Consider the following 26,034-nt stretch of genomic DNA (forward strand, 5'->3'; position numbering starts at 1 on the left):
CCTCAGTCATGCTTGTTAATGATTGTCTTGATATGCGAAAATTCCAACAAGGCCGCAAAGCCCTTTTCGCGGCCATGGCCCGACTTGCGCACGCCCCCGAAGGGCAATTCGATCCCGCCCCCGGCGCCAAACCCGTTTATATAGACCTGCCCCCCGCGCAGCCTTTTGGCAACGCGCTGTTGGCGCGCGCCATCGCGCGTCCAGACCGAGGCCATTAGGCCATAATCTGTATCATTGGCGATACGGATCGCATCCGCCTCATCCTTGAAAGTCATGGCACAAAGCACGGGACCAAAAACCTCTTCTTGAGCGATTTTCGATTGCGGATCGACCGGGCCAAATAGCGCGGGCGCAACATAATAGCCACCCTCAGGTGCACCCGGGCGCACGGTGCCGCGCGCAATCAGCGGCGCGTTGGCCTCGTCTATATAGGCCTCGACACGCTTTTTCTGCCGGGCCGATATCAACGGACCCAACGCCGCCTCTTCTACGTAGTCGGACGCCTCAATGGCCTCAAAACGCTGTTTGAGGCCCGCTACGACCTTGTCATAGATTCCCTCCTGAATCAGGATGCGGCTGCCGGCCGAGCATGTCTGACCGCCATTGGTGATGACCCCGCCAACGAGAAAAGGCAGCGCGGCCTCGATATCGGCATCTTCGAACACGATCTGAGGGGATTTTCCGCCCAGCTCCAGTGTACAGGTGATGTAGTTTTTCGCCGCCGCGATCTGGATCATCTGCCCGACCTCGGGCGAGCCGGTGAAGGCGATGAAATCAAGGCCCGGATGTTCTGACAGCGCCTTGCCCGCAACATCACCGCGCCCCGTTACCACGTTGATCGCGCCATCGGGAAACCCGACCTCGCCCGCCAGCTCTGCGAGGCGCAGGCAAGACAGGCACGCATCCTCGGCCGGTTTCAGCACTGTAGAATTTCCCATTGCCAGCGCCGGCGCAAGGGAGCGTGCGAACATTTGCGACGGATAGTTCCACGGAATGATACAGCCTATGACGCCATAAGGCTCGCGCACGACCTGCACGTTATAGCCCTCCAGGAAGGGGATCACCTCGCCATGCACCTTGTCGGCTGCGCCGCCGTAGAATTCGAAATAGCGCGCAGCGGCGACCATGTCGGCGCGCGCTTGTTTTAGCGGCTTGCCGTTGTCCCGGCTCTCCAGCTGCGCCAGTGCTTCGGCCTCATCCAGAATACGCAGGCTCATTTTCTGCATCAGTCGACCGCGTTCAGCGGCGGTCAGCCGACCCCATTCGCCGTGATCAAATGCCGCGCGGGCGGACTGAACGGCGGAATTCACGTCAGCGGCTTGAGAGGCCGCAATCGTGGTAAATACCTCGCCGTCAATTGGCGAGCGGACATCCATCACATCGCCAGAGGCGGCAGGCATCCATTTGCCGCCGATAAGGTTAAACGGTTTGGGCAGGGTCATCTCGTTCGACATCATGCCGACTCCTTCTTTTGGTCAAGCGACCCCTCGGCCACGGCGCCGCGTTCGATGACGAACGTATGGCTGGCAAAACCGCGCAGCAATTCTGGGTTCGATTCAGTGATGATCAGGGTGACATTCCTGTCGGTGTCGCGCAGATCGCGAAGCGCATCGGCATATCGCTTGGCCAGTGCCGGGGCGAGGCCCTGAAACGGCTCGTCCAGCATGATCAGCTTGGTTCCCAGCATCAGCGCACGCCCGAGGGCCACCATCTTGCCCTGCCCGCCCGACACGTTGCCGGCAGGGCGGTCTGCCATCTCGCGCAGTTCGGGAAGGATATGATAGACCCGGTCGAGACGTGATTGCGTCGTGGCGATGTCAAGCCGGGCGACCTGCGCAGGCAGCAGGATATTTTCCTCGACCGTGAAGGCCGAGAAAAGGCGGCGATCCTCCGGCGCATAGCCAATACCAAGGCCAGGACGCTTGGCCGGGGTCATCTCGGATATGTCTTGTCCGTCGAAGCGGATTTCGCCGCTAACGTTGGTAAATCCCATCACCGAGCGCAGCAGAGTCGTCTTGCCTGCGCCATTGCGTCCGATCAGGGCAACCGTGCCAGATGCGGGAATAGTGAAATCCAGACCGCGCAAAATAGGGATATTCCCGATCGCCGCGTTCGCATTGTGAAAGCTCAACATCAGACCACCTCTCCGATAACGTCACGGATTACATCGGGATGCTCCAGAATCTCTTGCGGTGTTCCGCGCATTTCGATCTTGCCCATGTTCCAGACGGCAACCTCGTCGGCGTATTTCTCGACGATGCCCATGTCATGCTCGACAAAGACGGCGGTCACTTCTGCCTCGGTCAAGGCCCTGACCAAAATCTCCATCACCTCGAACTTTTCCGAACTCGCGACGCCCGATGTCGGCTCGTCCATCAACAAAAGCCGCGGCTTGAGCGCCAGTGCGACCGCGATGTCGATCAGCTTGCGCTGACCCTCTGAAAGCTCATCCACCTGCTGGTGGGCGACGTCGGCGCAGTTGATCATCTCCAGCAGATGCATCATTTCAGTGCATTGGGCGACATCATTGAGCGCACGGATCGGGTTTTTCAGCCGATCGCGAGCGGCGACGGCGATCAGCAGGTTCTCCAGAGCTGTATGCTCGGTAAAGAGCTGTGGGATCTGGAACGCGCGGGCAACACCGAGGCGCGTGATGTCGCGGGGTGACATCGGCGTGACGTCGCGGCCCTCGAAATAGACCTTCCCCTTGGCGGGTTTGATCCAGCCGGTGCAAATGTTAAGAAACGTAGTCTTGCCCGCACCATTGGGGCCGATGATAGCAAGGTTCTTACCGGCATCAATTTGTAGTGTGACGTTATCTGCGGCGACGACCCCGCCAAAGCGGATCTCAAGTCCCTTGGTTTCCAACAGATGGGTCATTCGCCCTCCTCCTTCTTACCCGCGGCGCGGTCCATCAGGCCGTTGTAGATGCCGGCGATGCCTCCGGGCGCGAACAGGATGATGACCAGCAAGAAGATACCCAGCACCATCTGCCAGATATCGCCAGCGAAGGCCGAGGCATACGTGCGCACGATCTCATAGATTGCCGCGCCCACAAGCGCGCCCGGCACCGAGCCTGCACCACCGAGAACGGCGATGAACACCATCTCGCCCGAGCGGACCCAAAACGCATATTCAGGCGTGACGACACCCTGCACCAACCCCATGATGATACCGCCAACGCCGCACAGAAAGGCCGACAGCACATAGCCCGTCAGCATGACACGCTGGGGCGACATGCCCAGATATTGCAGCCGGGTCTCATTTGTCTTGAGTGTGCGGAAAAGCTGCCCGCTGGGCGATTCAAGCCAGCGCATCGAGAACCAGCCAAGGCCAAGCGCCAACACCAGCGCAAGGTAAAACATGACCAACTCGTATGCGCCCCGCTCAAGCTCCATCCACAGGACCGTAGGCCGCGGCAGGCGCATGCCATCTGCACCGCCCGTATAGTGATAGAATTTCTCGAGGATAGACCAAAAGATCATCGAGAATGCAAGGTTCAGCATCGCGAAGAATATAAAGCGGTAGCGCGTCACAAAGAGGCCAACGATGACGCCCGATAGGGCGGCAGCGATAATGCCAAGCAACAGCACGACAACCAGATCGGCCCCCGGCAAAAGCATCAGCGTGAACGCACCGCCATAGGCCGCAATGGCAAAGTAGAGCGCGTGACCAAAGGACACCTGACCGCTGCGCAACAGAACGGTGATGCCCATGACGGCAATGCCCTTGGCGAGGGCCAGCGTCAGCAATACTTGCAGGCCGGGTGTCGCGAACGGCACCAGCGCCAGCAGGGCCAGAAGAATGATGGGGATTATGATACGGATAGACATATACTTATCCCTCCTCAGATTTTGCGCGCCGACGGGCTGCCAAAGAGGCCTTCGGGGCGAACCAGAAGCACGGCAACCATGATCACATATGGGACAAGCACCTGCGTTTCAGGCCATACATAGACAGCAAAGGACCGGCCAAGGCCGATCATAAGGGCGGTTAGCGCCGCGCCTTCGATCTGACCCAGACCGGCGGTCGCGACCACGGCGAAGGACAGCACGATCATGTCTGCCCCGATGCCAGGCAGAATAGATGTGGTGGGCGAGGCCAGAGCGCCGCCAAGGCCCGCAAGCCCAGCCCCCACGATAAAGGTCAGAAGGAACACCTTGTCGGCGTCGATGCCAATGGCCTGCGCCGCCTCGCGGTCTTCTGTAGTGGCCAGGATCACCTTGCCCGCCACCGTACGACGGAGGAAAAAGCGCAACCCTAAGAGCAGTACGACCGCTACGATTGGCAAAAGGATGAGCTGATAGACAGTGTAGTTAACGGAAAACACCCGCACATTGCCCAAGAGTTGCAGTGCCGTGGACTGAAAAATAGGCTGCGTGCCCCAGACGAGGCGCTGGACATCCTCGAGGATCATGAAGATAGCGAAAGTGACCAATAACTGTAACACCTCGGGCTTATGATAGATGCGCCGTAGAAGCAGCCATTCCAGCGGACCGCCGATCACAGCGCCGATCAGGACAGCCGAAACCAGCATGCACGGAAAGGCAAAGATAGGCGGCAATCCGGCTGACACGATGAAAGTGGTAAGCGAGGCGGTCAGATAAGCCCCCATTGCATAGAGAGAGCCATGCGCAACGTTCAGTATGCGCATTACCCCAAAGATCAGCGTTAGGCCGACGGCGACGATAAAGACGAGCGCCGCATAGGCGATGCCGTCGAACAAGGCGAGCAGGAACAAAGTCAGATTCATTTGGATCCACACTGTTTCATGGCGGCAGGTTCTGTCTTGACGCGCGCCGCAGGAAAAGGTCAGGCGGCGGCGCAAACGGGGCCTCCGACCAGCGGAGGCCCCGGCATTGCACGTGGCGAGATCAGTTCTCGTATATGTCGACGGTCAGGGTATCAACCCAGCCCGGCTTGAGCGAGCTCACCCAAGCGACTGATTCCTCGCCCACTGGCGCCGTCAGTTCGGCACCGTCGAAGATCATAATATTCTCAAGCGTGGCAAACGGAAGATCACCGCCTTGCACAGACATGCCAAGAAGCTGGGCCTCAATGCCCTGATGATCCGAGCGCAGCGACACCGGACGGCCCAAACCCTGGAACTCCAACCCTTCGAAAGCCGCGATAACCTGATCCTCGGTTGGCCAGTTGCCGCTATTCGCCTCGGCGGCCTTATCGTAGGCGGCCTGCAATGCGGCGAGGCCTTGGCTCATGTGAAAGACGGGATAGATCGCCTTGGCGCTAGTCTTTGCCTCGAACTTGGCCATAAACGCCTGGAAGTCTGCATCATCGCGCCGTTCGGGGTGGTTCCAGTAGTGATCGCCGCGCGCGCCAATTATGTGGCCCGATGGCAGGCTGCTGCCCAGACGCTCAAGCGAACTTTCGGCCAGCGGCAGAACGAAGGTCGAAGTATTGGTCAGGCCGCGCTGCGAGGCCTGCTGGACGAAGGTGTCCAGGTCGCCACCCCAGGACGTCGACAGGATGATATCCGGTTGCAGCGCCTGAAGACGAGAAATCTCGGTCGAAAAGTCGGGCGAGCCGAATTTCGGGAAGAATTCGCCGACAACTTCGACATCCGGTCGCAGCGCCTTCAGTGCGGCGCTGAAGATGTCCCAGCTGTCGCGGCCCCAAGCATAGTCCTGATTGACGACGGCGATGGTTTTGAAGTCGGGCGCGACCTTGAGCAGATAGGCGACAGTGGCCAGCATCTCGGTGCCGGCATGGGCCTGACTGCGGAAGACATAGTTGTACTTCTCGGCCTCGAAAATCTTTTGCGTACCGCAATCCCACATGATGTTGATCACCTTGAGATCCTCGGCCAGCGGCGCAATCGTCTTGCAATTTCCCGACGATATCGAGGCCAACATCGCATCCGCGCCATTTTCGACCATGCGGCGGTATTCGGTGGTCAGCACCTCGGCACCGGCGCCCTCGTCGATGAACGTCAGCTCGAGCGGAACGCCCTGGATGCCGCCATTGGCATTGATATCCTCGGCCATGATCTCGGCCGCGTCCTTAGCGGGCACGCCAAATACCGAAGCGGGGCCGGTCAGGAACGCGGTCACGCCCACCTTGAGCGTCTCGGGCTTGTCCTGTGCAAGTGCCGCAAGCGGCATCAACGCGCATGTTGCGGTTGCCATCAGTAGTTTCTTCATTGGTGTCTCTCCCCTGTTAGCTTAAGTTTATTGGCCATTCCGTCAGGCGGGCTGGCCTGATTTTCGATCCGTTTGTCTCGATCGGATTGATGATCTTCTCTACCATACCCTTGATGAGCGCATGGATCAGATGATGATCAATCGTCCTCCCTAAAGTCATGAAACACTTTGGATTACGCAGAATATACCATAGCATACGCATGATCGGAGGGCCGCGACTAATAGTTTGTGCCTTAGCCCGCCATAGCGCACGCCTATAGTCCGCGGAGCGGAGAACCCTTTTGCAGTACACTTGTTGAAAGCATGTATATTCTAATCCGGCACCGGATCACGCGTCGGACGCGATATGGGAGAGACCACATGAAAATCACCGCAGCCGTGCTGATGCGCGACGGAATTACATCGAACTTTGCCAAAGAGAGCCCGCTGGAGGTGCGCGAAATCGACCTCGCCCCACCGGGACGCGGCGAGGTGTTGATCCGCGTGGCCGCTGCCGGTGTATGTCATTCGGATTTGTCCGTGATCAACGGAACCCGCCCCCGTCCTCTGCCGATGGTGCTTGGGCACGAAGCGTCAGGCTATGTCGAGGAAGTCGGCGAGGGCGTTGATGATCTGGAACCGGGCGATCATGTCGTGTGCATTTTCGCCCCCGGCTGCCGCAACTGCAATCCCTGCGCCGAGGGCCGCCCGGCCCTGTGCGAGCGCGCGGCCAAGCATCATGGCGCGGGCGAGTTGATGACAGCTGCGCGGCGCCTTTCGATGAATGGCCAGCCGATCAATCACCATGTTGGCGTGTCGGCATTCGCCACCCATGCGGTGATGGACCGCCGCTCGCTGGTGAAGGTGGATCATAAACTGCCCGCTAGTGTTTCGGCCCTGTTTTCCTGCGCGATGCTGACTGGCGCAGGCGCTGTGTTCAATACCGCACGCATTCTCCCCGGCCAGAGCGTCGCGGTCATCGGGCTGGGCGGCGTCGGCCTTGCCGCAGTCCTTGGTGCGGCGGCGGCGGGCGCGGGGCGCATCATTGCCATCGACCCTTTCGCTGCCAAGATGGACGCCGCGCGTTCCATGGGCGCGACCGACTGCATCACGGCAGATGAGAATACAATTCAGGCCGTGCGCGATCTGACCAATGGCGGCGTCGACTGCGCCATCGAACTCGCGGGTTCGGTCAAGGCGCTCGAGACGGCGTATGAGATCACCCGGCGTGGCGGCCTGACCGTGACCGCGGGCCTGCCTCACCCAGATCAGCGTATGGCCCTGCCCGCGCTAAAACTGGTGGCCGAAGAACGCACCCTGAAAGGCAGCTATATCGGGTCCTGCGTGCCACAACGCGATCTGCCGCGCATGTTCGCCCTCTACGAACTGGGCAAACTGCCGGTGGAAAAGATGCTCAGCCACCGGGTCAGGCTGGACGATATAAACCTTGCAATGGACCGGCTGAATGATGGTACCGCGATCCGCCAGATCGTTGAATTCGACTAGGGTCCGCCCATGCGCCAACTTGACATTCCCATAGGCGGGCCTTCTAGCTGAACCCATTCTGCGCAAAGGCTCGCCTATGGACATCCGTCAAATGCGATACTTCATCGCGATTTCCGAGTCACCGTCTCTCTCGGTGGCTGCCAATACTCTGGGTGTGGCCCAACCCTCTCTGTCGCAGAATGTCGTGCGCATGGAAGAGGAACTTGGCGTGCGCCTGGTCGAGCGGAGCCCGCGCGGCACGGTCCTGACCGACGACGGCACCCTCTTTCTCAAACATGCGCGGATAGTCTGCGCCGCATTCGAGAACTGCCTCGACGAAATGCGCGAGGCCGGTGGTGCCCTGCGTGGCAAGGTCAGCTTTGGGATGCCGTCATCCGTTTCGATGGTCATGTCCGTGCCTCTGGCCGAAACTGTGCGCGTCGAATTCCCGGATCTTCGTCTGCGCGCGATCGAAGCGATGAGTGGCTACATCAAGACGTGGATCGATGACGGGACAGTCGATATCGGTTTTATCTACGACTTGGCGAGGGCCGATCATTTCCGTACAATCCATGTCCTGAATGAGCGTTTGTTCTTTTTTTCTGCCCCGGATGCATGGCCCTTGGATACGCCCCCCGGAACGCCGGTGCGCCTGCGCGACCTGCAAAAGCTGGAGCTGATCCTTCCCAGTCCGTTGCACGGCCTGCGAAAGACGATCGAGGATTACGCCCAACCGCGCGGTGTAAAGCTGAACGTGACGGTCGAAATGGACGCGATGACCCAGATTAAGGAGTTGGTCGCGCGCGGATCAGGCTATGCCATCTTTGCCCCCGCCGCTGCACATGATTTCGCCACGCGTGGCGATCTCGTCAAATCGCCGATATGCGATCCGGACATGGTGCGCCCCGTCTATCTGGCTAGTAACCCCGCTCGCAAAAGCAGCCGGGCCTGCCGCGCCATCGCCCAAGTGACGCTGGACGTCGCGCGGGATCTGGTCCGGCGCGGCATCTGGGAAGGCGAGTTGGAGGCATAGCGCAAGTGGTAACCGATGAGTCTGTGCCTAGTTTGGGTAAGACAGACCAACCAGACCCTATAGCGGCATCACGGTCATGCGACCACGCATAAGGTATCCTGTAATCACGCCGGTCGAATGACAGCTTCCAGCTCCGACATAGGTTCAGTTCGTGGATGCAGCGAATGACCGCTCGCCTCATCGCTCATGAGCTGCTGGAGCAGGTGCGCAAAAATGCTACTGTCGACTGGCACAAGAAAGAGAGCGCCCGGGCACGGATGCGCATTTTGGTAAAAGGCATTCTCAAGAAATACGGCTATCCGCCCGATCTTTCACTTGAGGCCGTCCAAACAGTTTTGGAGCAGGTCGAAACATTGCTAAGGGAAATCACATAGTCACATCTGAGTGATTCTGGCTCATTGGCAGTTGCTCGGGTGATGGTGAATCGTTTAATGGCATACGTAAACGTGTCGTAATCCGTAGCACGCAAGCGCAATCCAGATGGCGGGTTTTTGGGCGGGTTGCGTTAAGGGTAAAAATTAATATCTTTTATTAACAGTTATTTATAACTTTATTTGGAGCGTATAATGAAATCCACCTGTCTAGCGATTGCCCTTACCGGCCTTGCCCTGCCCGCCTTTGCGGTTGAATTGGGCGCTACCGACAAGGCGATCAAACTGGCGATCAATGATTGGACCGGGCAACAGATCACCACCCATATCGCAGGAGATATGCTTGAGGCCGCTGGCTACAAAGTTGAATATGTGCCTGTCGAATACGACGCGATGTTCCGCGAAATGATCAAGGACAACGTCGACGGCGCGCTTGAAATCTGGCGGGCCACGGCGGTGATCCGCTTTACCGATTACCTGCGCTCGAAGGATATCGTCGAGATCGGCGACCTTGGCATTTCCCCGAAAGAGGGTCTGGCCTATCCCGCCCATATGGAGGCAAAATGCCCCGGCCTGCCCAATTGGGAAGCGCTGCGCAGCTGCGCCGATGCCTTTGCCACCAATGGCGCGGCGGAATTGCTCGACTACCCCGAAGATTGGGAAGGCCCCGGCGCCGATTTGATGACGGCGTTCGATTTGCCCTTTACCGCCACTCCTGCAGCCTCGGAAGAGGCGCTTGTCGATGCTCTGGTCAACGCCAGCAAGAATGAAACGCCGATTCTGGCGACATTCTGGAGCCCGCATTGGGCCGTTGCCGCTTATGACCTGCGCTTTGTCGAAATGCCCGCAGGCGAGGCCGAGTGCCATGAGAACCCGGCATGGGGCGCGAACCCGAACGAGGTTGGGGATTGCGATTTCGTCAGCACCGAGGTGGTCAAGGCCGTCGTCAAGGACTTCAAGCGCACATGGCCCGCCGCCTACAAAATCCTCGAAGCCTATCAGATCAGCAACGAGCAACAGCAGGCGCTGATGGTCGAAGTCGAGCGTGATGGCCGCCCGGTGGCCGATGTGGCTGCCGATTGGATCGCTGCCAACGAAGAAAGCTGGCGCTCCATCGTCGACACCGCCACTCAGTAAACCCCGAGATCGCAAAAGACATCGGCCGCGCATATCATTGCGCGGCCGTTTTCGTTTTAGCGCCCGGTTTGCGGTAATCGCGCGGTGCTAGAACCGCTCCAGCAGCCGCTTGAGGTACTCCAGCTCGACATCCGGGCGCGCACCCTCGCCAGAGCGGCGGCGAATTTCGTCAAGCAATTCGCGGGCGCGCCGATAGACATCCTCGCCCTGCAACAGATCATCCTGCGTGCCCGCCTGACGGCCCTGACCGGGGTTGCGGCCCAGGGGGTCAGATTGTTGTTCGCCCGCCTCGCCAAAGGCTTCGCCCTGCCCGCCGGGGTTTTGCTGTTCGGCCATCGCCTCGCCCATGTTGCGCATGCCCTCGCGCAGCGCATCCATCGCCTCGGCCTGATTGTCGATGGCATCGGCAAGATCGTCATTGCGCAGCGCCTCTTCGGCGCCTTCCATGGCGCGACCGGCGCGTTCAAGCGCCTCGCGCGCGGCCTCTCCGGCCTCGCCGCCAAGCTGTGGCAGGCCCTGACTCTGGCGCTCCAACTCCTGGCGCAGCGCCTCTTGCCGCTCGGCCAGCGATCCGGCTTCGCCCTCGCCGTCATGATCCTGTTCGCCGCCGCCCTGCCCCGGTTGTTCGCCGCCTTCGCCGCCGCCCTGGCCTTGCCGGCCGTCATGGCTCTGGCCGCGGCCCTCACCGCCATTGCGGCCCTCATTGCCCTGCGACTGACCCGATTGCGCACCGGGGTTGAACTGTTCCTGCAAATCGCGGAACGCCTGATCCGACAGGCCCTGCTGCTCGCGCAGCGTATCGGCCAGCCCCTCCATCGCCTCTTGCCCCGGCGACTGGCCAGTCTGGCCCTGGGTGACCTGCATGTTTTCCATCATCTGCTGGAACTCTTCCAGCGCCTGCTGCGCCTCGGCCATGCGGCCCTGTTCCATCAATTCCTGGATGCGGTCCATCATGTCCTGCAGATCCTGCTGGGTCATCTGCATGGTGTTCTCGGCGCTCTGCTGATCACCCTGTTCGGGGTTTTCGCGCTGTGCCTGCTGCATCTTCTGACGAAGATAATTCTGCGTGGCATCGCGCAATTCCTGCATCAGGCGGGCGATTTCCTCTTCGCTGGCGTCGTTCTTCATCGCCTCGCTCAGGCGTTCCTGCGCCGCACGCATCCGCTCCAGCGCGTCACCGACATCGCCATCCTCAAGCAACACGCCCAGATCCCAGAGCGCCTGTGCAATCTCGTCGCGCTCATCGCCGTCAAGACCATCGCTCGCCGTCATCGCCTCTAGCCGCCGCAGGATCACCCGCATCCGCAGATAGGCCGCCTCGGAGCGAAACAGGTTCGGGCCCGGCTTGTACGAAACCGCGCGCAACACCTGTGCCACGCGGGGGGCATTCTGGCGCGACCACAGAAGATCACGGCGCTGTTCGATCACCGCCGCAGCAAGCGGATTGAAAAACCGCCGCGCCGGAAGTGTCATCTGCATCGGTTCTGCCATGCCCTGCTGGCCGATCGCATCCTCGACCCGCACATCAAGCACCACCGGCAGATGCGCCCAAGGGTGCTCTGACAGGTTCTCGATCAGGGTTTCGACAAACTCGGCGCGGTCGCCTGCAATCGGCATCGGCAGGTCAAGCTCGATCGGCGCGCGCGGTTCCGGTACGACGGCAAGCCCGTAGCGGCGATCGACCTGCGCCAGATCAAGCGCAAAAACCGCGCGGCCGCCGGTCACGCCGTAATCATCGCTGGCCTGAAACGGCTGGCTCATCTGCCCGTCAAAGGCGGTCTTTGCGCCCTCTTGCGACAGGCTCACCATCGGCGCCATATCCGGCGTGGCCTCGACCTGCCAGCGGCGCCCGCCGGGGCCATCAATCCGCATTTCGCCACTCTGGCGCAGATCAAAGCGATGCTCCGCATCGGTTGCCGCACCGATATTTTCGGTCCGCTGCGACACCGTTTCGGCAAGGCTCAGCGCGCCGACCTCGCCATAAAATCTTAGCGTGATGCGGCTGCCGACCGGCGCGCGCAAGGTCTCGTCCTGATCGTTGAGATAAAGGCTCGGCAGGCCGGTATAGGCGGGCGGCTCAACCCAGCCCTCCCACGTGGGGCCGCCGGCAAGCGCCGCGCCATTGCTGCCGCCCGGCACCATCTGCGCCACCGATCCGGCGCGCCAGACCGAGCCGAACAAAAGCGCCACCACCAGCCCCAAGAGGGCGATGTAACGCAAACCGAACGGGTCTTGTCGTGACAGTTTCAGGTCGGGTTCGACCGCTTTCGCCTCTGCGGCACGCGTCGCCATCCGCGCCAGATGCGCCTGCCACAAGGCTTGCGATCCGGGATCACCCGCGCCAATCGCCAGTTCATCCGCCAGCGCCGCCAAGGGTCGCCCCGGCAGGGCCTCATCCAGTCGCGCAAGCGCTTCGGCCCGGCGCGGAAAGCGAAACCGCCGCGCGCCCTGCAATGCAAATACCAGAACCGCCAGCCCGCCCAGCATGAGAACCGACCAGACCACCTCGACCGGCGCAATGTCCTGAAGACCAAGCATGAGCATCGCCGCGCCCGCCGCCAAAAGGCTCCAGACCGGCCAGAATGCCCGCACAAGCCGCTCTGCGATCAGCCCCGCCCACGTCAGGCTAAGGGGCCGCCGCAACCGGGCCAGAACCGGCGTCAGGGGGTTTTGCGTCTTTGGCATGCGCCGCACCATTCCTCGGCCCGACGCGCCCATCGCGTCAAAGCCATTCAGGGATGGTATCTCGATTTATGATCTCGTCAAAGGTTGGTCTTGCGCGGATCACGGCAAATTCACGCCCATGCACCAGAACTTCGGGGATCAGAGGCCGCGTATTATACTCGCTCGACATCACCGCGCCGTAGGCTCCGGCACTGCGAAACGCCACGAGATCACCATCCTTGACCGGCGGCATCATCCGCCCCTTGGCGAAGGTATCGCCTGATTCGCAGACCGGGCCAACCACGTCATAAGGCACCTGCTCGACGCCGGGGGCCGGTTCAACCACCGGAACGATATCGTGATGCGCGTCATACATCGCCGGGCGAATGAGATCGTTCATCGCCGCGTCGAGGATCAGAAAATCGCGCCCCTCGCCGGATTTCACATAGATCACACCGCTGACCAGAATGCCGGCATTGCCCACCACAAGACGCCCCGGCTCGATCTCGATCTCACAGCCAAGATGGCCCAGCGTTTCCTTGATCAACCGGCCATAATCGGTCGGCAGGGGCGGCGCATCGTTGCTTCGGGTATAAGGAATGCCAAGGCCCCCGCCCAGATCAAGCCGCCGGATATCATGCCCCTCGGCGCGCAGCGTCTCGGTCAATTCGGCCACCTTCTCATAGGCCTGCCGGAACGGCTCAAGCTCGGTCAGCTGGCTGCCGATATGCACGTCGATCCCGATCACCTCGAGCCCCGGCATCGCGGCGGCTTCGGCATAGACCTCTCGGGCCCGCGAAATCGGAATGCCGAACTTGTTCTCTGACTTGCCGGTGGCGATCTTTGCATGGGTCTTGGCATCGACATCCGGGTTCACGCGAATGGTGATCGGCGCCTTCACCCCAAGCTCAAGCGCCACGGCATTGAGCGCCGTCATCTCGGGCTCGCTTTCCACGTTGAACTGGCGAATGCCGCCCGTGAGCGCCATGCGCATCTCGTCGCGGGTCTTGCCGACACCGGAAAACACGATCCGCTCGCCGGGCACACCGGCGGCGCGCGCGCGGGCATATTCGCCGCCCGACACCACATCCATTCCGGCCCCAAGTGCTGCCAGCGTCCTGAGGATCGCCTGATTGCTGGCGGCCTTCATCGCATAGCACACAAGATGATCCATCCCGGCCAATGCCTCGTCAAACAGCCTGAAATGCCGCGTCAGGGTGGCCGTCGAATAGCAATAAAACGGCGTGCCCACCGCGGCCGCGATCTCGGCCACCGGCACATCCTCGGCACACAACTCGCCGCCTTGATAATTGAAATGATCCATCGACCTACCCCAAACTCCGTCGGCTTGACCCAATGACATGGATACAAAAACCGACTTTCATCTTTCCAAAAATACTCAAATTCCGCCCTGCCCACCCGGACGTGCGCGCAAATAAAGATAGAGCGGCAGGCCGCAGCTGACGCCGATGCAAAACGTCGCCGGAATTGCGATCAGGCCAAGCCACATGCGCCGCTTGACCACCTCCGCCGCAATCCACACCGTCAGCGCAATCGCCGCAATTGTCAGATCCCAGACAAGCCCGCTTGACGCCGCATTCGCGTGCCATGCACCAACCATGCCCATGAGGTCATAGCCATTCTCGCCGAACCACTGCAGGAAATAGGCCATCGGATGAATCGTGCCCCAAACCGCGAGGGCCAGAAAAATCCACCTCAAAGCCCAAGGCCCACGCCGACATTCACATTGCCAAGCACCGCGCCGACACTGGTCGTGGCGCGCACACCGCCGTTGCTGCTGACGCCGATGTTGGTGCCAAGCGACGGGCGCACCGGCTCGCCGTCAACACCACAGCCTGCCACGATCAAAAGCGCAAGCACTGCCAGAACCTGTTTTATCATCCCAACCTCTCTTTCCAGCGGGCGATCTGTTCGCGCACCCGCACCGGCGCGGTACCACCATAGCTTTGCCGCGAGGCCACCGAATTATGCACCCCAAGCACATCATAGACCGATACGCTGATTTCGCCATGCACCGATTGCATGTCCTCAAGGCTCAGGTCCGGCAGATCACAGCCCTTGGCCTCGGCCATGGCCACGAGGCTTCCGGTGACGTGGTGGGCGTCGCGGAACGGCATATCCAGCACCCGCACAAGCCAATCCGCCAGATCGGTAGCCGTGCTGAACCCGCTGGCCGCCGCCACTTCAAGGCTGGGGCGGTTGGCGGCCATATCCTTGACCATGCCTTCCATCGCCGCGAGCGCCAGCATAAGGTTGTCGGCAGCGTCAAACACCTGTTCTTTGTCTTCCTGCATGTCCTTGGAATAGGCCAGCGGCAGGCCCTTCATCACCATCATCAAGGCCACGTTGGCCCCGAAAATCCGGCCCACCTTGGCGCGGATCAATTCGGCGGCATCGGGGTTTTTCTTTTGCGGCATGATGCTTGACCCGGTCGAAAACCGGTCCGACAACATCACAAAGCGGAACTGCGCGCTTGACCAGATCACCAATTCCTCGGCCATCCGGCTCAGGTGCATGGCGCTGATGCTGGCCGCAGCCAGAAATTCAAGCGCGAAGTCGCGATCACTCACCGCATCAAGGGAATTCGCCGACGGCCGGTCGAACCCAAGATCGCGCGCCGTCATCTCGCGATCAATCGGAAACGACGTGCCTGCAAGGGCCGCCGCCCCGAGCGGGCATTCGTTCATCCGCGCGCGCGCGTCGCGAATCCGGCTCAGGTCACGACCGAACATCTCGACATAGGCCATCATGTGATGGCCCCAGGTCACCGGCTGGGCCACCTGCAAATGGGTGAACCCCGGCATCACCCAATCGGCGCCCGCCTCGGCCTGTGTCAAAAGCGCCCGGATCAGCGCCTCAAGCGCAGCGGCCACCGCATCAAGCTGATCGCGCACCCAGAGTTTGAAATCCGTCGCCACCTGATCGTTGCGCGAGCGGCCTGTGTGCAACCGCCCCGCCGGTTCACCGATGATATCCTTCAGACGCGCCTCGACGTTCATGTGAATATCCTCAAGCGCGGTCGAAAACTCGAATGTTCCGCCCTCGATCTCTGACAAGACCGTGAGAAGGCCTTCCCTCATGGCGTTTGCATCACTATCACTGACGATACCTGTTGCCGCCAGCATTGCGGCATGGGCCCTGGAGCCGGCGATATCCTGTGCCGCCATCCGCTTGTCGAATCCGATCGAAGCATTAATTGCCTCCATGATCGCATCCGGTCCGGCGGCAAAGCGGCCGCCCCACATCTGGTTCGAGGTCTTGTCAGTCATCGTTCACGCCCTTCGGAGGGATTTATGAAAATCATTCGTCAGATCGTCCTTTATATGGCCCTCGCCCTTGGTGCAAATGCCGGCTTTGCCGAAAGCCCGACAACCGCAACGCTTGAGGCCTTGCGCGATGGCGACATGAAAAAGCTGAACTTCCACAGCGCGCCCGAAACCGTGCCCGACACCGCCTTTGAACGCGGCGAGGGCGGCACCGGCACGCTGGCCGATTATCGCGGGCAATATATCCTGCTGAACTTCTGGGCCACATGGTGCGCGCCCTGCCGGGTTGAAATGCCGATGCTGTCCAACCTGCAAACCGCTTTGGGCGGAGACGACTTCAAGGTCGTGACCATTGCCACGGGCCGCAACGCGCCCACGGCGATGCAGAAATTCTTTGACGAAATAGGTGTCGACAACCTGCCGCTGCACCGCGACCCCAAAAGCGCCCTGGCGCGGCAAATGGGGATTTTCGGCCTTCCGATCACCTTGATCATCGACCCTGAAGGGCGCGAAATCGCCCGCCTGCAAGGGGATGCGCATTGGGATTCGGATAGCGCCAAGGCGATCCTTCAGGCCCTCATCGACGGTGCCGGGGCCAGCTAGCACCGGCCGACCGTTGACGACACCGGGGCAAGAATTCGCCGCGCCGCAGGTCGGCCTTGGCCGCTTAACCTCAAAGAATGACATCCTCAATCGTCTTGGGGTGCTCGGTGATTGGCTCATAGCCACCCTCGGTGATGATAAAGCTGTCACCGACCTGCGCGCGGAAATCCGCGACGCTGACAGAACCATCGACCGCAAGCACCATGCCCGGTTGCAGGATCGTGCTATCGCCGGTCACAAGCTGTGGCTTTTCCAGAAAGCTGTACCCGGTCGCGCGCCCGCAGCGGAAGGGATAGTCGTATCCCGCGCCCTGAATGACCTCTGCATAGGCGGCGTGCACGCTTTCGGCGCTTACACCGGGGCGCAGGGCGGCAAGCGCGGCCTGTTGGCTGGCAAGGGCGACCTCATAGACGGCGGCCTGTGATGTATCCGCGATCTCGCCGATCCAGAAGGTCCGGTCAAAGCCAAGCTTGAAGCGGTGAAAATTGGTCATGCCGCAAAAGCACAAAAACACCGGCTCGCCGCGCTGCATCACCCGCGTGCTGGCGCGGTGGTGGGTTTTGGTGATCTCGGGGCCAGAGGCCATGATCTGCAGGAAATGCGTGTTGGGCGACATATCGGCATCGTCATAATGCGCGCTCAGCAAGGCGGCGGCCTTGCGCGTGCCCGCCTGCGTCGTGGCAAGGGCGACCTCGAATTCCGCCACGCCCGCGCCAATCGCGGCGCGCCCGGCGGCCATCATCGCGGTGGCGACCTCTCCGGCGTGGCGGGCAGGCTGTAATTCCTGCGGCGTCTTGATCATCCGCATATCGGCGAGCAAGGGCGTGACATTGCCCAGCCTCGTGCCCTCGACCAGCGTACCGAGGTAACCGCGCACAAGCGGCGGCATGTGATCGGGTTCAATCGCCACAGAGGCCGCGCCTTTCAGGGCGCCCGGCAGTTCGGCGCGCCACTCCTCGCCCGCACCATCATTCCAGGCCGCTATCCGATCCACCTTTGCGGCGGCTTCGGCCATCGCCAGGTCGATCACCGGCGTGATCAAAAGGGTGTCACCCTCGCGCGGCACGATCAAAATCGTCGGGCGGCCAAATTCCATATGCAGATAGTCGTAATACCCGTTGAGGTAATAAACGTTGTCATCATCGGTGATCAGCGCCACGTCGATCCCGGCCTCGGTCATGCGCGCACGCAGCGCGTTCATGCGGGCGCTATACATCGGCGGCTCCTTTCAGCTGCTGCTCGGCCAAGGCCACCCAAAAGGAGGATCCCGGCACGAGAGCCGCGTCGTTGAAATCGTAATCAGCGGAATGCAGCGGTTGCGCATGGCCCTCCTCACCCCCGTTGCCCATCAGCACGAAAGCCCCCGGCACGGCCGCCGCCATATGCGCGAAATCCTCCGAGAAAAGCTTGGGCGGGCAATCGCCATCCACCGCATCGGCGACACCCTTTGCGGCCTCGGCGGCGGCGCGGGCCGCTTGCGGCGCGTTGATGGTGGGCGGAAACAACGTGTTATAAGAAACCGTGGCGGTGACGCCATGCGCGGCCGCAATGCCCGCCACGATCTGGCGCATCGCGGCCTCGATCGCGGTGTTGGTGGCGGGGGTCAGCGCGCGGCAATCCCCGCGCAGCGTGGCGCGCCCGGGCAAGACATTGCGCCGCCCGTCGGTGACGAATTCGGTGACCGAAACCACGCCGTTTTGCGCCGGGTCAAGCTTGCGCGCTACGATGGTTTGCAGCGCGGTCACAAGTTCGGCGCCCACGGTGATCGCATCGACGCCCATATGCGGCAGGGCGGCATGGCCCCCACGCGCGGTGATCTCGATTTCAAACAGCGATTCAGCGGCGGTGATCGGCCCGGCGCGGGTGGCGAAGGTGCCCACCGCCAGCCCCGGAATATTGTGGATGCCATAGACCTCATCCACCGGGAAACGGTCAAAAAGGCCGTCGGCGATCATTGCGGCGGCGCCTTCACCGAATTCTTCGTTGGGCTGAAAGACAAACATAACGCGACCCGAGAAATTCCCCGCTTCGGCAAGGTATTTCGCCGCTCCAAGGGCCATCGCCATATGCCCGTCATGACCGCAGGCATGCATCTTGCCGGGGTTGGTCGAGCGATGGGAAAATCCGTTCGCCTCGGTGATCGGCAGGGCATCCATATCGGCGCGAATGGCGATGCTGCGGGTGCCATTGCCCTTTTGCAAAACGCCGACAACGCCGCTTTGGCCGATCCCGGTATGCACCTCAAGGCCAAAGCCTTGCAGCAAGTCCGCGACCCGCGCGGCGGTATGGCCGAGATCGAACTCAAGCTCGGGGTGGCGATGGAAATCGTGTCGCCAGCCGGTCATCAGATCGCGCAGGTTTTCGGTTTTATGCATCACGGGGCCACCCTTTTTCCCGCCACCCTGTCGGAATTTGCAATTCCGCTCAAGCCTTATGGTCAAGACCTGCAAATCCGGCGTAAGCTCCGGGGCAATGAGACCACCGGAGGGGCCAGCCATGAAAACCGTCATCGTCACAGGGGCCGCGCGCGGGATCGGCCTTGCCACCACCAAGCAGTTCCTCGATCAGGGCTGGCGCGTGGTTATGGTCGACCGGGACGAACCGGCGCTTGAACAGGCCGCGCTTGGGCTTGTGGGGGTTGATCCGGTGGTGTGCGATGTGTCACAGCCCGATCAGGTGGCGCAGATGGCGGCGCATGTCACCGCCACCAGCGAGAGCGTCGATGCTTTGGTCAACAATGCCGGCGTTGCCGATTTCGGCCCGATTGCCGAGACCGATTTTGCCCGCTGGCGCACGGTGATGGAGACCAACCTGGATGGGGTGTTCCTGACAAGTCAGGCCCTGCGCGAGGGGCTGTGTGCCGCGCGCGGCGCAATTGTGAATATAGCCTCGATTTCGGGTCTGCGCGCCTCGACCCTCAGGGTGGCCTATGGCACCTCTAAGGCGGCGGTCAAGCACCTGACCCAGCAGCAGGCGGCGGAGTTGGGCGAATTCGGTGTGCGCGCCAATTGCGTCTGTCCGGGGCCGGTCGCGACCAAGCTTGCCATGGCCGTGCACAGCCCCGCGATCATCGCGGCCTATCACGATGCCATTCCGCTGAACCGCTATGGCACCGAGGATGAAATCGCCTCGGTGATCACCTTCCTTTGTTCGGACAAGGCCAGCTATGTGACCGGCCAGATCATCGCCGTCGATGGCGGGTTCGAATCCACCGGAATCGGCCTGCCCGATCTGCGCTAGGGGCGGCTGTTCGCGCGCGACAGCACGCCTCGCGGCGGCGTCACCAGTCGAGTTGCTTGCCCTTCAGGACCTCGAAGGATTCAAGCCGGTCACCGTTCACCCAAGCATAGCCGCCGTCATCGGTGCGCACCAAAAGATAGGGCGTCCAGCCGGTGCTGCGCCACCAGCTTTCGTATTCGTTGGTGTCCTGATTTACCCGCCAGCGACCTTCATCGGCGCGCCCGCCTTCGGTTGCATAGGCCGTGGTTCCATTGGCATCGAAATACTGGCGATAGCGGGTGCCGGACCATGTGCCGACAATCGTGTTGCCGGTCAGAAGGGTGGAAATCTCCTCTGCCGTGGCAGAGGTGGGGCTCGCCGCGACGGGCAGGCAGGGCCCCAGCGTGGTTGCCAAAACAGCGGCGATGAAACATCTTCGGCGCATGGGTGGTCCTCTTGCTTAGACTACCCCCAGTGTTGCAAATCCCGCAACGAGACGCGACTCAATTTTACCGGGTCTCGCGTACCGCGATCTGACGTCAGGCCGGTGAAATCAGAATGGCGCGGAAATCGTTGACATTGGTCAGGGTCGGGCCGGTCACCACCTGATCACCGATGGCCCCGAAAAATCCGTGTGCATCATTCGCGGCAAGCGCCTTTTGCGGATCATATCCCGCCATGCGCGCCTTGCTCAGCGTATCCGGCCCGATCACCGCCCCGGCCACCTCTGCGGCGCCATCAACGCCGTCTGTGTCACAGGCAATCGCATGAATGCCCGGCGCGCCGTCGAGCGCCAGTGCCAATGCAAGCGCATATTCGGCGTTTGGCCCGCCGATCCCGTCGCCGCGCCGGGTTACGGTCAACTCGCCGCCGGATAGCAAAAGCACCGGCGTGGCCCCCGCGCCAAGGCTCGCCTGCACCGCAAGCGCTGCTTTGGCATGGGTGCGCGCCACGTCGCGCGCTTCACCCTCAAGCGCATCGCCGAGGCTCTGCGCCGTGATCCCGTGCTCGCGCGCCAGATCGGCGGCGGCGGCCAGAGATTGCGAGGGCGCGGCGTAAATCACGTTCTCAACCTTGCTCAGGCGGATGTCTTCCGGGGCGATCACCCCGCTTTGCCCCGCCAATGCCGCCTGCGCTGCCTCTGGCACCTCGATCCCAAACCGCTCGAGAATCGCGCGCGCATCCGCAGGGGTGCTGGTCTCGCCCACAGTCGGGCCCGATCCGATCTGGCCCGGATCATCGCCCGGCACATCCGAAATCATCAGCGCCAAAAGACGCGCCGGATAGGCGGCGGCGGCCAGCTGCCCGCCCTTGACCCGGCTCAGATGCTTGCGCACCACGTTCATCTGGCCAATCGGCGCCCCCGAGGCCAGAAGCGCTGCGTTCACCGCCTGTTTCTCGGCCAATGTCATCTCGCCCGCAGGCTGCACCAAAAGCGCAGAGGCCCCGCCAGAGATCAGTGCAAGCACCATGTCGCCCTCACCAAGCCCCGCCACCAGACCAATCATCCGCGCGGTCGCGGCAAGCCCGGCCTCATCCGGAACCGGATGCGCGGCCTCGACAATCTCGATCCCCTGACAGGGGCGCGCGTAGCCATAGCGCGTGATCACCAAACCCTCGCAGGGGCCATAGACGGCCTCGACCGCCTCGGCCATGCGCGCGCTGGCCTTGCCGGCACCGATCACCACCAGTCGCCCCTCGGGGCGTGGCGGCAGGGCGCGATGCAGGCTTTGCATCGGATCGGCCACGGCCACGGCCCGGTCAAACAGGTCGCGCAAAAATGTCAGCGGCTCGGGCAGCTTGGTCATGTCATGTCCTCAACGGCATTTGATCACGCGCACCCTAGCGGCCTTGGGTCATGGGCAAAAGACCCTGCTCGACCCCGGGCCCATTTTCATCTTTCCCGAAATACTCCCGCCGGAGGCATCCTGCCCCTGCCATTCGCGCGACGCTGCGCTATGGGCGCGTTCAGCTTGACAATCAAGGGCGCGCGCGCGACAGACGCGGCCATGATGACAAGCTTTCTTCAGGTGGCGATTGGCGGTGCGCTCGGTGCCAGCCTGCGCTATGGTGCGACCCTTGCGCTGTTGCGCGTGAACGGGCCCGGCTTTCCCTTGGGCGTGATCACTGTCAATGTTCTGGGCTCTTTCCTGATGGGGGTTTTCATGGTCCTTTCTTTCCACCGCGATCTTGGTCATCTCAATCCGTTTGTGATGACCGGAATTCTTGGCGGTTTCACAACGTTTTCCGCCTTTTCACTTGAGGCCTATACCCTTTTCGAGCGGGGACAGTTCGGCGCGGCGGCGGCCTATGTGCTGTTGTCGGTCACGCTGTCTCTGGCGGCGCTCGTTCTCGGGGTATGGCTGGCACGGATGGTATGGGCATGAGCAGCGTACAGATATTAACGGTCGCGGTGGATGATGGCGATCAGCGGCTGGACCGCTGGTTGCGGCGCATATTCCCGCATCTGGGGCAGGTCCAGATCGAAAAGCTTTGCCGCAAGGGCGAGTTCCGCGTCGATGGCGGGCGGGTCAAACCGGCCACGCGGCTTGTGGCGGGCCAGCAGGTGCGCATTCCGCCGCTGCCAAGACCGGGCGACAAACCCGAGGTTTATATCTCGCGGGTCAGTGCCGCAGACGCGCGGATGATCCAGTCCTGTGTGATCTATCGCGACGATCACATCATTGCGCTGAACAAACCCCCCGGCCTGCCGGTGCAGGGCGGCAGCAAGCAGTCGCGCCATGTCGATGGCATGGCCGAGGCACTGACCTTCGGGATGGAGGAAAAGCCGAAACTGGTGCATCGGCTCGACAAGGACACATCGGGCGTTCTGCTTTTGGCGCGCACCCGCGAGGCGGCGCGCGGGTTGACGGCGGCGTTCCGGCATCGCGCCACGCGCAAGATCTACTGGGCCGCTGTCGCAGGCGTGCCCAACCCGCGGATCGGCACGATCCGCTATGCCCTGGTCAAGGCGCCCGGTCATGGTGCCAAGGGCGAGGGTGAAAAGATGATCTGCGTGCATCCGCGCGATGTCGACGCCACCCCCGGCGCCAAGACGGCCACCACCGATTACGCGGTGATCGAGGCCGCAGGCGGGCGCACCGCCTGGATGGCGCTTATTCCGGTCACCGGGCGCACCCATCAGCTTCGCGCGCATATGGCCGAGATCGGGCATCCGATCATCGGCGACGGCAAATACGGCGGCTCGGGGCAGGAAAACCTTGGTGATGGCTGGGGCGCACAGCTTGGCGGCGACATCAGCCGCAAATTGCACCTGCATGCCCGCTCGCTTACCATCGAGCACCCGGTCAGCAAGGCGGTCCTGCATATCACGGCGCCTTTGCCCGAGCATATGCAGCGCACCTGGGACATGTTCCAATGGATCCCGAGCGAAGCCCCCGATGACCCGCTTGAGGATATGGCATGACGGCACCGCTGCGGCTTGTCATCTTTGATGTCGACGGCACTCTGGTCGATAGCCAGGGCGATATCGTCGCGGCGATGACCCATGCGTTCGCGCGCGCGGATCACCCGGCGCCGGATCATTCTGCGGTTCTGGGGATTGTCGGGCTGTCGCTTGACGTGGCGATCCCGCGTCTGGCGCCGGGTTTGCCCGATACGACCCATGCCGAGATCGTGCAGGCCTATAAGGATGCCTATATGGGCCTTCGGGCGCAATCGGGCGTGGCGGCATCTTCACCGCTTTATCCGCATGCGCGCGACACGCTTGAGGCGCTGCATGCGGTGCCCGAAACCCTGCTTGGCGTGGCCACGGGGAAATCCATGCGCGGGCTGGACAAGCTATTGGACGGTCACGCGCTTCGCCATCTGTTCGTCACCCGTCAGGTCAGCGACCACCACCCGTCAAAACCGCACCCTTCGATGATTCAAGCGGCCCTGTCCGAGACCGGCGTCGCGCCGGAAAACGCGGTTATGATCGGCGATACCAGTTTCGACATGGAAATGGCGCGTGCCGCCGGGGTGCGGGGAATCGGCGTAAGCTGGGGCTATCACGCCCCCGAGGCGCTTGGCGCGGCGAGCGCGATCCTGAACGACTTCCGCGATTTGCCCGGCCTGCTTGATCAGCTTTGGAGATAACGAGATGAGCGCATGGAAAGCCAAGCGGTTCTGGAAAACCGCAACCGTGACCGAGGCAGCGGACGGCTATGGCGTAGAGCTTGACGCGCGCCCCGTGCGCACCCCGGCCAAGGCGCCCTTGGTGGTGCCGACCCGCGCCCTGGCCGAGGAAATCGCGCGGGAATGGGACAGCGTGGACGACAAGATCGACCCGTCGAAAATGCCCTATACCCGCTCGGCCAATGCGGCGATCGACAAGGTCGTCCGCCAGCACGCCGAAGTGGCCCGGATGATTGCCGATTACGGCGATGCCGATCTTGTCTGTTACCGGGCCGAAGCGCCCCAGGAATTGAGACAGCGTCAGGCCGAGGCCTGGGACCCGCTCTTGGATTGGGCCGATTCGGCCCTTAGGGTTAAACTCCTTCCGGTTGTAGGAGTTGTGCATTTCCCCCAGGATCCGGTGGCGCTTGCGCATCTGCATCACCGTGTCGAAGCGCTGGATTCTTGGGCACTTACCGCGTTTCACGATCTCGTGAGTCTGAGCGGATCACTGGTGATCGGCTTTGCCGCCCTGCATGATTTGCACCCGGCTGAAACGCTCTGGGGGCTGTCCCGGGTGGACGAAACCTGGCAGCAAGAGCAATGGGGTAGCGATGAAGAGGCGCTCTTCATGGCGTCACGGAAAGAAAGTGACTTTCTGCACGCCAAGCGCTTTTATGACATTTCGCGGGCCGGTGCCGCGCCACGCCAGCCGAGGTTTACCTAGGGGAAACACTTGGTTTTGCCAGTGTTTTTCGTGAACTATGACTTGACGTTTCGTGATGAATCCACACAAACTTGCGGGCACTGATAGGGGCACTCACCCCATTAACAGTATGACACCGGCCAATCAGGGCCGAACGAACCACTCTTGAAGGGTGGACAATCAGGAAGAGGTAAACATGAAAAAAACCGTATTTTTGGGTGCGCTGACTGTCGCTGGCCTTGCTGCTGGCGCCGCTGCTGCCGGCACGTTGGATGACGTGAAAGCGCGCGGCAAGCTGAACTGCGGCGTGACCACAGGTCTGGTTGGCTTCGCAGCCCCCGACGCCAACGGCGTTTGGGAAGGCTTTGACGTTGGCGTGTGCCGCGCCGTTGCCGCCGCCGTTCTGGGCGATGCCACAGCCGTCGAATTCGTGCCGACAACCGGCAAGACCCGCTTTACCGCTCTGGCGTCGGGTGAAATCGACATGCTGGCGCGTAACACCACCTGGACCTTCTCGCGCGACACGGACCTCAAGTTCGATTTCGTCGGCGTGAACTATTACGACGGCCAGGGCTTTATGGTTCCCAAGGCGCTTGGCGTGACATCGGCCAAGGATCTGAACGGCGCGACCGTTTGTATCCAGACCGGCACCACCACCGAGCTTAACCTTGCGGACTTCTTCCGTAAGAACAACATGGAATACGAGCCCGTTCCGATCGAAACAAATGCTGAAGGTCAGCAGCAGTACCTTGCCGGTGCCTGCGACACCTATACCACAGACGCGTCGGGCCTTGCCTCGACCCGTGCGGCATTTGAAAACCCGACCGAGCACGTCATTCTGCCCGAAATCATCTCGAAAGAGCCGCTTGGCCCGCTCGTGCGCCACGGCGACAACGAATGGGGTGATATCGCGCGTTGGACTTTGAACGCTCTGATCGCGGCCGAAGAAATGGGCATCACAAGCGCGAACGTCGCTGAACTCGGCGCAGCCGCTGGCGGCAGCCCGGAAGTGAACCGTATCCTTGGCACCGAGGGCAACCTTGGCGAGATGATCGGCCTTGACGCCCAGTGGGCCATGCGCGCGATTGCCGCTGGCGGCAACTATGGCGAACTGTTCGAAAAGAACATCGGCGAGAAAACCCCGATCGGTCTGGCCCGTGGCCTGAACGCTCAGTGGACCGATGGCGGCATTCTCTACACGCCGCCTTTCCGCTAAGACCTGACCAGAAGAGGGCGCGGACATTCCGCGCCCTCTTTTACTATGCGACCAGTT

At 61.6% G+C, this 26,034-nt stretch carries 26 protein-coding genes; 11 read left to right on the forward strand and 15 right to left on the reverse strand.

Annotation, left to right across the window (positions count from 1 at the left end):
• Positions 1-2: 2 nt before the first annotated feature.
• The 6 genes from BUB78_RS08990 to BUB78_RS09015 all read right to left on the reverse strand — a co-directional run bounded on the left by BUB78_RS08990 (position 3) and on the right by BUB78_RS09015 (position 6,146).
• On the reverse strand, positions 3-1,454 hold the full coding sequence (locus BUB78_RS08990) for an aldehyde dehydrogenase family protein (RefSeq protein WP_073197499.1): 1,452 nt from the start codon (positions 1,452-1,454) through the stop codon (positions 3-5).
• Positions 1,454-2,134: an ABC transporter ATP-binding protein gene (locus BUB78_RS08995; RefSeq protein WP_073197270.1), complete on the reverse strand. Its 681-nt coding sequence runs from the start codon at positions 2,132-2,134 to the stop codon at positions 1,454-1,456. The genes BUB78_RS08990 and BUB78_RS08995 overlap by 1 nt, the downstream gene beginning before the upstream one ends.
• Entirely contained in the window at positions 2,134-2,880 is a 747-nt protein-coding gene (locus BUB78_RS09000) for an ABC transporter ATP-binding protein (RefSeq protein ID WP_073197271.1), read from the reverse strand. Before BUB78_RS09000 ends, BUB78_RS08995 begins: the two co-directional genes overlap by 1 nt.
• On the reverse strand, positions 2,877-3,833 hold the full coding sequence (locus tag BUB78_RS09005; protein WP_073197273.1) for a branched-chain amino acid ABC transporter permease: 957 nt from the start codon (positions 3,831-3,833) through the stop codon (positions 2,877-2,879). The genes BUB78_RS09000 and BUB78_RS09005 overlap by 4 nt, the downstream gene beginning before the upstream one ends.
• A 14-nt stretch (positions 3,834-3,847) precedes the next feature.
• Positions 3,848-4,753, reverse strand: coding sequence for a branched-chain amino acid ABC transporter permease (locus BUB78_RS09010; protein ID WP_073197275.1), 906 nt, complete (start codon positions 4,751-4,753; stop codon positions 3,848-3,850).
• A 121-nt stretch (positions 4,754-4,874) separates the two neighbouring features.
• Positions 4,875-6,146, reverse strand: coding sequence for an ABC transporter substrate-binding protein (locus tag BUB78_RS09015; protein ID WP_245813423.1), 1,272 nt, complete (start codon positions 6,144-6,146; stop codon positions 4,875-4,877).
• 375 nt (positions 6,147-6,521) lie between these two features.
• Here BUB78_RS09015 and BUB78_RS09020 point away from each other — a divergent pair, with 375 nt between their 5' ends.
• From BUB78_RS09020 to BUB78_RS09035, 4 genes are all read left to right on the forward strand, one after another.
• Entirely contained in the window at positions 6,522-7,646 is a 1,125-nt protein-coding gene (locus BUB78_RS09020; RefSeq protein WP_073197281.1) for a zinc-dependent alcohol dehydrogenase family protein, read from the forward strand.
• Between the two features lie 91 nt (positions 7,647-7,737).
• Complete coding sequence (locus BUB78_RS09025; protein ID WP_245813424.1) at positions 7,738-8,658, forward strand: LysR family transcriptional regulator; 921 nt, start codon at positions 7,738-7,740, stop codon at positions 8,656-8,658.
• A gap of 164 nt (positions 8,659-8,822) precedes the next feature.
• Positions 8,823-9,032 carry a type I restriction enzyme endonuclease domain-containing protein gene (locus tag BUB78_RS09030; protein ID WP_245813426.1) on the forward strand — a complete coding sequence of 70 codons (210 nt, stop codon included), beginning with the start codon at positions 8,823-8,825 and terminating at the stop codon, positions 9,030-9,032.
• A gap of 192 nt (positions 9,033-9,224) precedes the next feature.
• Complete coding sequence (locus tag BUB78_RS09035) at positions 9,225-10,166, forward strand: ABC transporter substrate-binding protein (RefSeq protein ID WP_073197286.1); 942 nt, start codon at positions 9,225-9,227, stop codon at positions 10,164-10,166.
• A gap of 87 nt (positions 10,167-10,253) precedes the next feature.
• On the opposite strand, the gene BUB78_RS09040 is transcribed toward BUB78_RS09035, so the two are convergent.
• From BUB78_RS09040 to argH, 5 genes are all read right to left on the reverse strand, one after another.
• A complete protein-coding gene (locus BUB78_RS09040) occupies positions 10,254-12,851 on the reverse strand; it encodes a TIGR02302 family protein (RefSeq protein WP_073197501.1) in 2,598 nt (865 codons plus the stop codon).
• 37 nt (positions 12,852-12,888) lie between these two features.
• Positions 12,889-14,154, reverse strand: a complete 1,266-nt coding sequence (lysA, locus tag BUB78_RS09045; protein ID WP_073197288.1) for a diaminopimelate decarboxylase — start codon at positions 14,152-14,154, stop codon at positions 12,889-12,891.
• Positions 14,155-14,229: 75 nt separating this feature from the next.
• Positions 14,230-14,550, reverse strand: coding sequence for a DUF2834 domain-containing protein (locus tag BUB78_RS09050; protein WP_073197290.1), 321 nt, complete (start codon positions 14,548-14,550; stop codon positions 14,230-14,232).
• Entirely contained in the window at positions 14,547-14,732 is a 186-nt protein-coding gene (locus BUB78_RS09055; protein WP_073197292.1) for an argininosuccinate lyase, read from the reverse strand. Before BUB78_RS09055 ends, BUB78_RS09050 begins: the two co-directional genes overlap by 4 nt.
• Positions 14,729-16,120, reverse strand: a complete 1,392-nt coding sequence (argH, locus tag BUB78_RS09060) for an argininosuccinate lyase (RefSeq protein WP_073197294.1) — start codon at positions 16,118-16,120, stop codon at positions 14,729-14,731. The genes BUB78_RS09055 and argH overlap by 4 nt, the downstream gene beginning before the upstream one ends.
• A 24-nt stretch (positions 16,121-16,144) precedes the next feature.
• On the opposite strand from argH, the gene BUB78_RS09065 reads away from it, so the two are divergent.
• Positions 16,145-16,720, forward strand: a complete 576-nt coding sequence (locus BUB78_RS09065) for a TlpA family protein disulfide reductase (RefSeq protein ID WP_073197296.1) — start codon at positions 16,145-16,147, stop codon at positions 16,718-16,720.
• A gap of 70 nt (positions 16,721-16,790) precedes the next feature.
• On the opposite strand, the gene BUB78_RS09070 is transcribed toward BUB78_RS09065, so the two are convergent.
• Both BUB78_RS09070 and BUB78_RS09075 read right to left on the reverse strand, forming a co-directional pair.
• A complete protein-coding gene (locus tag BUB78_RS09070) occupies positions 16,791-17,936 on the reverse strand; it encodes a M24 family metallopeptidase (protein WP_073197299.1) in 1,146 nt (381 codons plus the stop codon).
• On the reverse strand, positions 17,929-19,095 hold the full coding sequence (locus BUB78_RS09075) for a M20 aminoacylase family protein (RefSeq protein ID WP_073197503.1): 1,167 nt from the start codon (positions 19,093-19,095) through the stop codon (positions 17,929-17,931). Before BUB78_RS09075 ends, BUB78_RS09070 begins: the two co-directional genes overlap by 8 nt.
• 121 nt (positions 19,096-19,216) lie before the next feature.
• Here BUB78_RS09075 and BUB78_RS09080 point away from each other — a divergent pair, with 121 nt between their 5' ends.
• Positions 19,217-19,960 (forward strand): SDR family NAD(P)-dependent oxidoreductase, encoded by a 744-nt coding sequence (locus BUB78_RS09080; protein WP_073197300.1) that lies wholly within the window; start codon positions 19,217-19,219, stop codon positions 19,958-19,960.
• A gap of 40 nt (positions 19,961-20,000) precedes the next feature.
• Here the strand turns inward: BUB78_RS09080 and BUB78_RS09085 are convergent, their stop codons facing one another.
• Complete coding sequence (locus BUB78_RS09085; protein ID WP_073197302.1) at positions 20,001-20,384, reverse strand: hypothetical protein; 384 nt, start codon at positions 20,382-20,384, stop codon at positions 20,001-20,003.
• Between the two features lie 94 nt (positions 20,385-20,478).
• Positions 20,479-21,747 (reverse strand): glycerate kinase type-2 family protein, encoded by a 1,269-nt coding sequence (locus BUB78_RS09090; RefSeq protein ID WP_073197304.1) that lies wholly within the window; start codon positions 21,745-21,747, stop codon positions 20,479-20,481.
• Positions 21,748-21,948: 201 nt separating this feature from the next.
• On the opposite strand from BUB78_RS09090, the gene crcB reads away from it, so the two are divergent.
• The 5 genes from crcB (at position 21,949) to BUB78_RS09115 (ending at position 25,977) form a co-directional block, all read left to right on the forward strand.
• The gene (crcB, locus tag BUB78_RS09095; RefSeq protein ID WP_073197504.1) at positions 21,949-22,326 is read left to right on the forward strand and encodes a fluoride efflux transporter CrcB; all 378 of its coding nucleotides are present in this window, start codon (positions 21,949-21,951) and stop codon (positions 22,324-22,326) included.
• Positions 22,323-23,366: an RluA family pseudouridine synthase gene (locus tag BUB78_RS09100; RefSeq protein WP_073197506.1), complete on the forward strand. Its 1,044-nt coding sequence runs from the start codon at positions 22,323-22,325 to the stop codon at positions 23,364-23,366. The genes crcB and BUB78_RS09100 overlap by 4 nt, the downstream gene beginning before the upstream one ends.
• Positions 23,363-24,037 carry an HAD-IA family hydrolase gene (locus BUB78_RS09105; protein WP_073197305.1) on the forward strand — a complete coding sequence of 225 codons (675 nt, stop codon included), beginning with the start codon at positions 23,363-23,365 and terminating at the stop codon, positions 24,035-24,037. The genes BUB78_RS09100 and BUB78_RS09105 overlap by 4 nt, the downstream gene beginning before the upstream one ends.
• 4 nt (positions 24,038-24,041) lie before the next feature.
• Entirely contained in the window at positions 24,042-24,782 is a 741-nt protein-coding gene (locus BUB78_RS09110) for an ATP12 family chaperone protein (RefSeq protein ID WP_073197307.1), read from the forward strand.
• Between the two features lie 175 nt (positions 24,783-24,957).
• Positions 24,958-25,977 (forward strand): amino acid ABC transporter substrate-binding protein, encoded by a 1,020-nt coding sequence (locus tag BUB78_RS09115; RefSeq protein WP_073197509.1) that lies wholly within the window; start codon positions 24,958-24,960, stop codon positions 25,975-25,977.
• Positions 25,978-26,034 lie beyond the last annotated feature (57 nt).

The sequence above is a fragment of the Roseovarius marisflavi genome (assembly GCF_900142625.1).
Classification (GTDB): domain Bacteria; phylum Pseudomonadota; class Alphaproteobacteria; order Rhodobacterales; family Rhodobacteraceae; genus Roseovarius; species Roseovarius marisflavi.

What these genes read in the sequence shown, in the direction of transcription:
- BUB78_RS09040 (WP_073197501.1), bottom strand. Translation starts at nt 12,851, where the DNA reads ATGCCAAAGACGCAAAACCCCCTGACGCCGGTTCTGGCCCGGTTGCGG.
- lysA (WP_073197288.1), bottom strand. Translation starts at nt 14,154, where the DNA reads ATGGATCATTTCAATTATCAAGGCGGCGAGTTGTGTGCCGAGGATGTG.
- BUB78_RS09075 (WP_073197503.1), bottom strand. Translation starts at nt 19,095, where the DNA reads ATGCATAAAACCGAAAACCTGCGCGATCTGATGACCGGCTGGCGACAC.
- BUB78_RS08990 (WP_073197499.1), bottom strand. Translation starts at nt 1,454, where the DNA reads ATGTCGAACGAGATGACCCTGCCCAAACCGTTTAACCTTATCGGCGGC.
- BUB78_RS09030 (WP_245813426.1), top strand. Translation starts at nt 8,823, where the DNA reads ATGACCGCTCGCCTCATCGCTCATGAGCTGCTGGAGCAGGTGCGCAAA.
- BUB78_RS09110 (WP_073197307.1), top strand. Translation starts at nt 24,042, where the DNA reads ATGAGCGCATGGAAAGCCAAGCGGTTCTGGAAAACCGCAACCGTGACC.
- BUB78_RS09105 (WP_073197305.1), top strand. Translation starts at nt 23,363, where the DNA reads ATGACGGCACCGCTGCGGCTTGTCATCTTTGATGTCGACGGCACTCTG.
- argH (WP_073197294.1), bottom strand. Translation starts at nt 16,120, where the DNA reads ATGACTGACAAGACCTCGAACCAGATGTGGGGCGGCCGCTTTGCCGCC.
- BUB78_RS09090 (WP_073197304.1), bottom strand. Translation starts at nt 21,747, where the DNA reads ATGACCAAGCTGCCCGAGCCGCTGACATTTTTGCGCGACCTGTTTGAC.
- BUB78_RS09070 (WP_073197299.1), bottom strand. Translation starts at nt 17,936, where the DNA reads ATGTATAGCGCCCGCATGAACGCGCTGCGTGCGCGCATGACCGAGGCC.
- BUB78_RS09065 (WP_073197296.1), top strand. Translation starts at nt 16,145, where the DNA reads ATGAAAATCATTCGTCAGATCGTCCTTTATATGGCCCTCGCCCTTGGT.
- BUB78_RS09115 (WP_073197509.1), top strand. Translation starts at nt 24,958, where the DNA reads ATGAAAAAAACCGTATTTTTGGGTGCGCTGACTGTCGCTGGCCTTGCT.
- BUB78_RS09020 (WP_073197281.1), top strand. Translation starts at nt 6,522, where the DNA reads ATGAAAATCACCGCAGCCGTGCTGATGCGCGACGGAATTACATCGAAC.
- BUB78_RS09000 (WP_073197271.1), bottom strand. Translation starts at nt 2,880, where the DNA reads ATGACCCATCTGTTGGAAACCAAGGGACTTGAGATCCGCTTTGGCGGG.
- BUB78_RS09055 (WP_073197292.1), bottom strand. Translation starts at nt 14,732, where the DNA reads ATGATAAAACAGGTTCTGGCAGTGCTTGCGCTTTTGATCGTGGCAGGC.
- BUB78_RS09100 (WP_073197506.1), top strand. Translation starts at nt 22,323, where the DNA reads ATGAGCAGCGTACAGATATTAACGGTCGCGGTGGATGATGGCGATCAG.
- BUB78_RS09010 (WP_073197275.1), bottom strand. Translation starts at nt 4,753, where the DNA reads ATGAATCTGACTTTGTTCCTGCTCGCCTTGTTCGACGGCATCGCCTAT.
- BUB78_RS09005 (WP_073197273.1), bottom strand. Translation starts at nt 3,833, where the DNA reads ATGTCTATCCGTATCATAATCCCCATCATTCTTCTGGCCCTGCTGGCG.
- BUB78_RS08995 (WP_073197270.1), bottom strand. Translation starts at nt 2,134, where the DNA reads ATGTTGAGCTTTCACAATGCGAACGCGGCGATCGGGAATATCCCTATT.
- BUB78_RS09080 (WP_073197300.1), top strand. Translation starts at nt 19,217, where the DNA reads ATGAAAACCGTCATCGTCACAGGGGCCGCGCGCGGGATCGGCCTTGCC.
- BUB78_RS09035 (WP_073197286.1), top strand. Translation starts at nt 9,225, where the DNA reads ATGAAATCCACCTGTCTAGCGATTGCCCTTACCGGCCTTGCCCTGCCC.
- BUB78_RS09025 (WP_245813424.1), top strand. Translation starts at nt 7,738, where the DNA reads ATGCGATACTTCATCGCGATTTCCGAGTCACCGTCTCTCTCGGTGGCT.
- BUB78_RS09015 (WP_245813423.1), bottom strand. Translation starts at nt 6,146, where the DNA reads ATGGCAACCGCAACATGCGCGTTGATGCCGCTTGCGGCACTTGCACAG.
- BUB78_RS09085 (WP_073197302.1), bottom strand. Translation starts at nt 20,384, where the DNA reads ATGCGCCGAAGATGTTTCATCGCCGCTGTTTTGGCAACCACGCTGGGG.
- crcB (WP_073197504.1), top strand. Translation starts at nt 21,949, where the DNA reads ATGATGACAAGCTTTCTTCAGGTGGCGATTGGCGGTGCGCTCGGTGCC.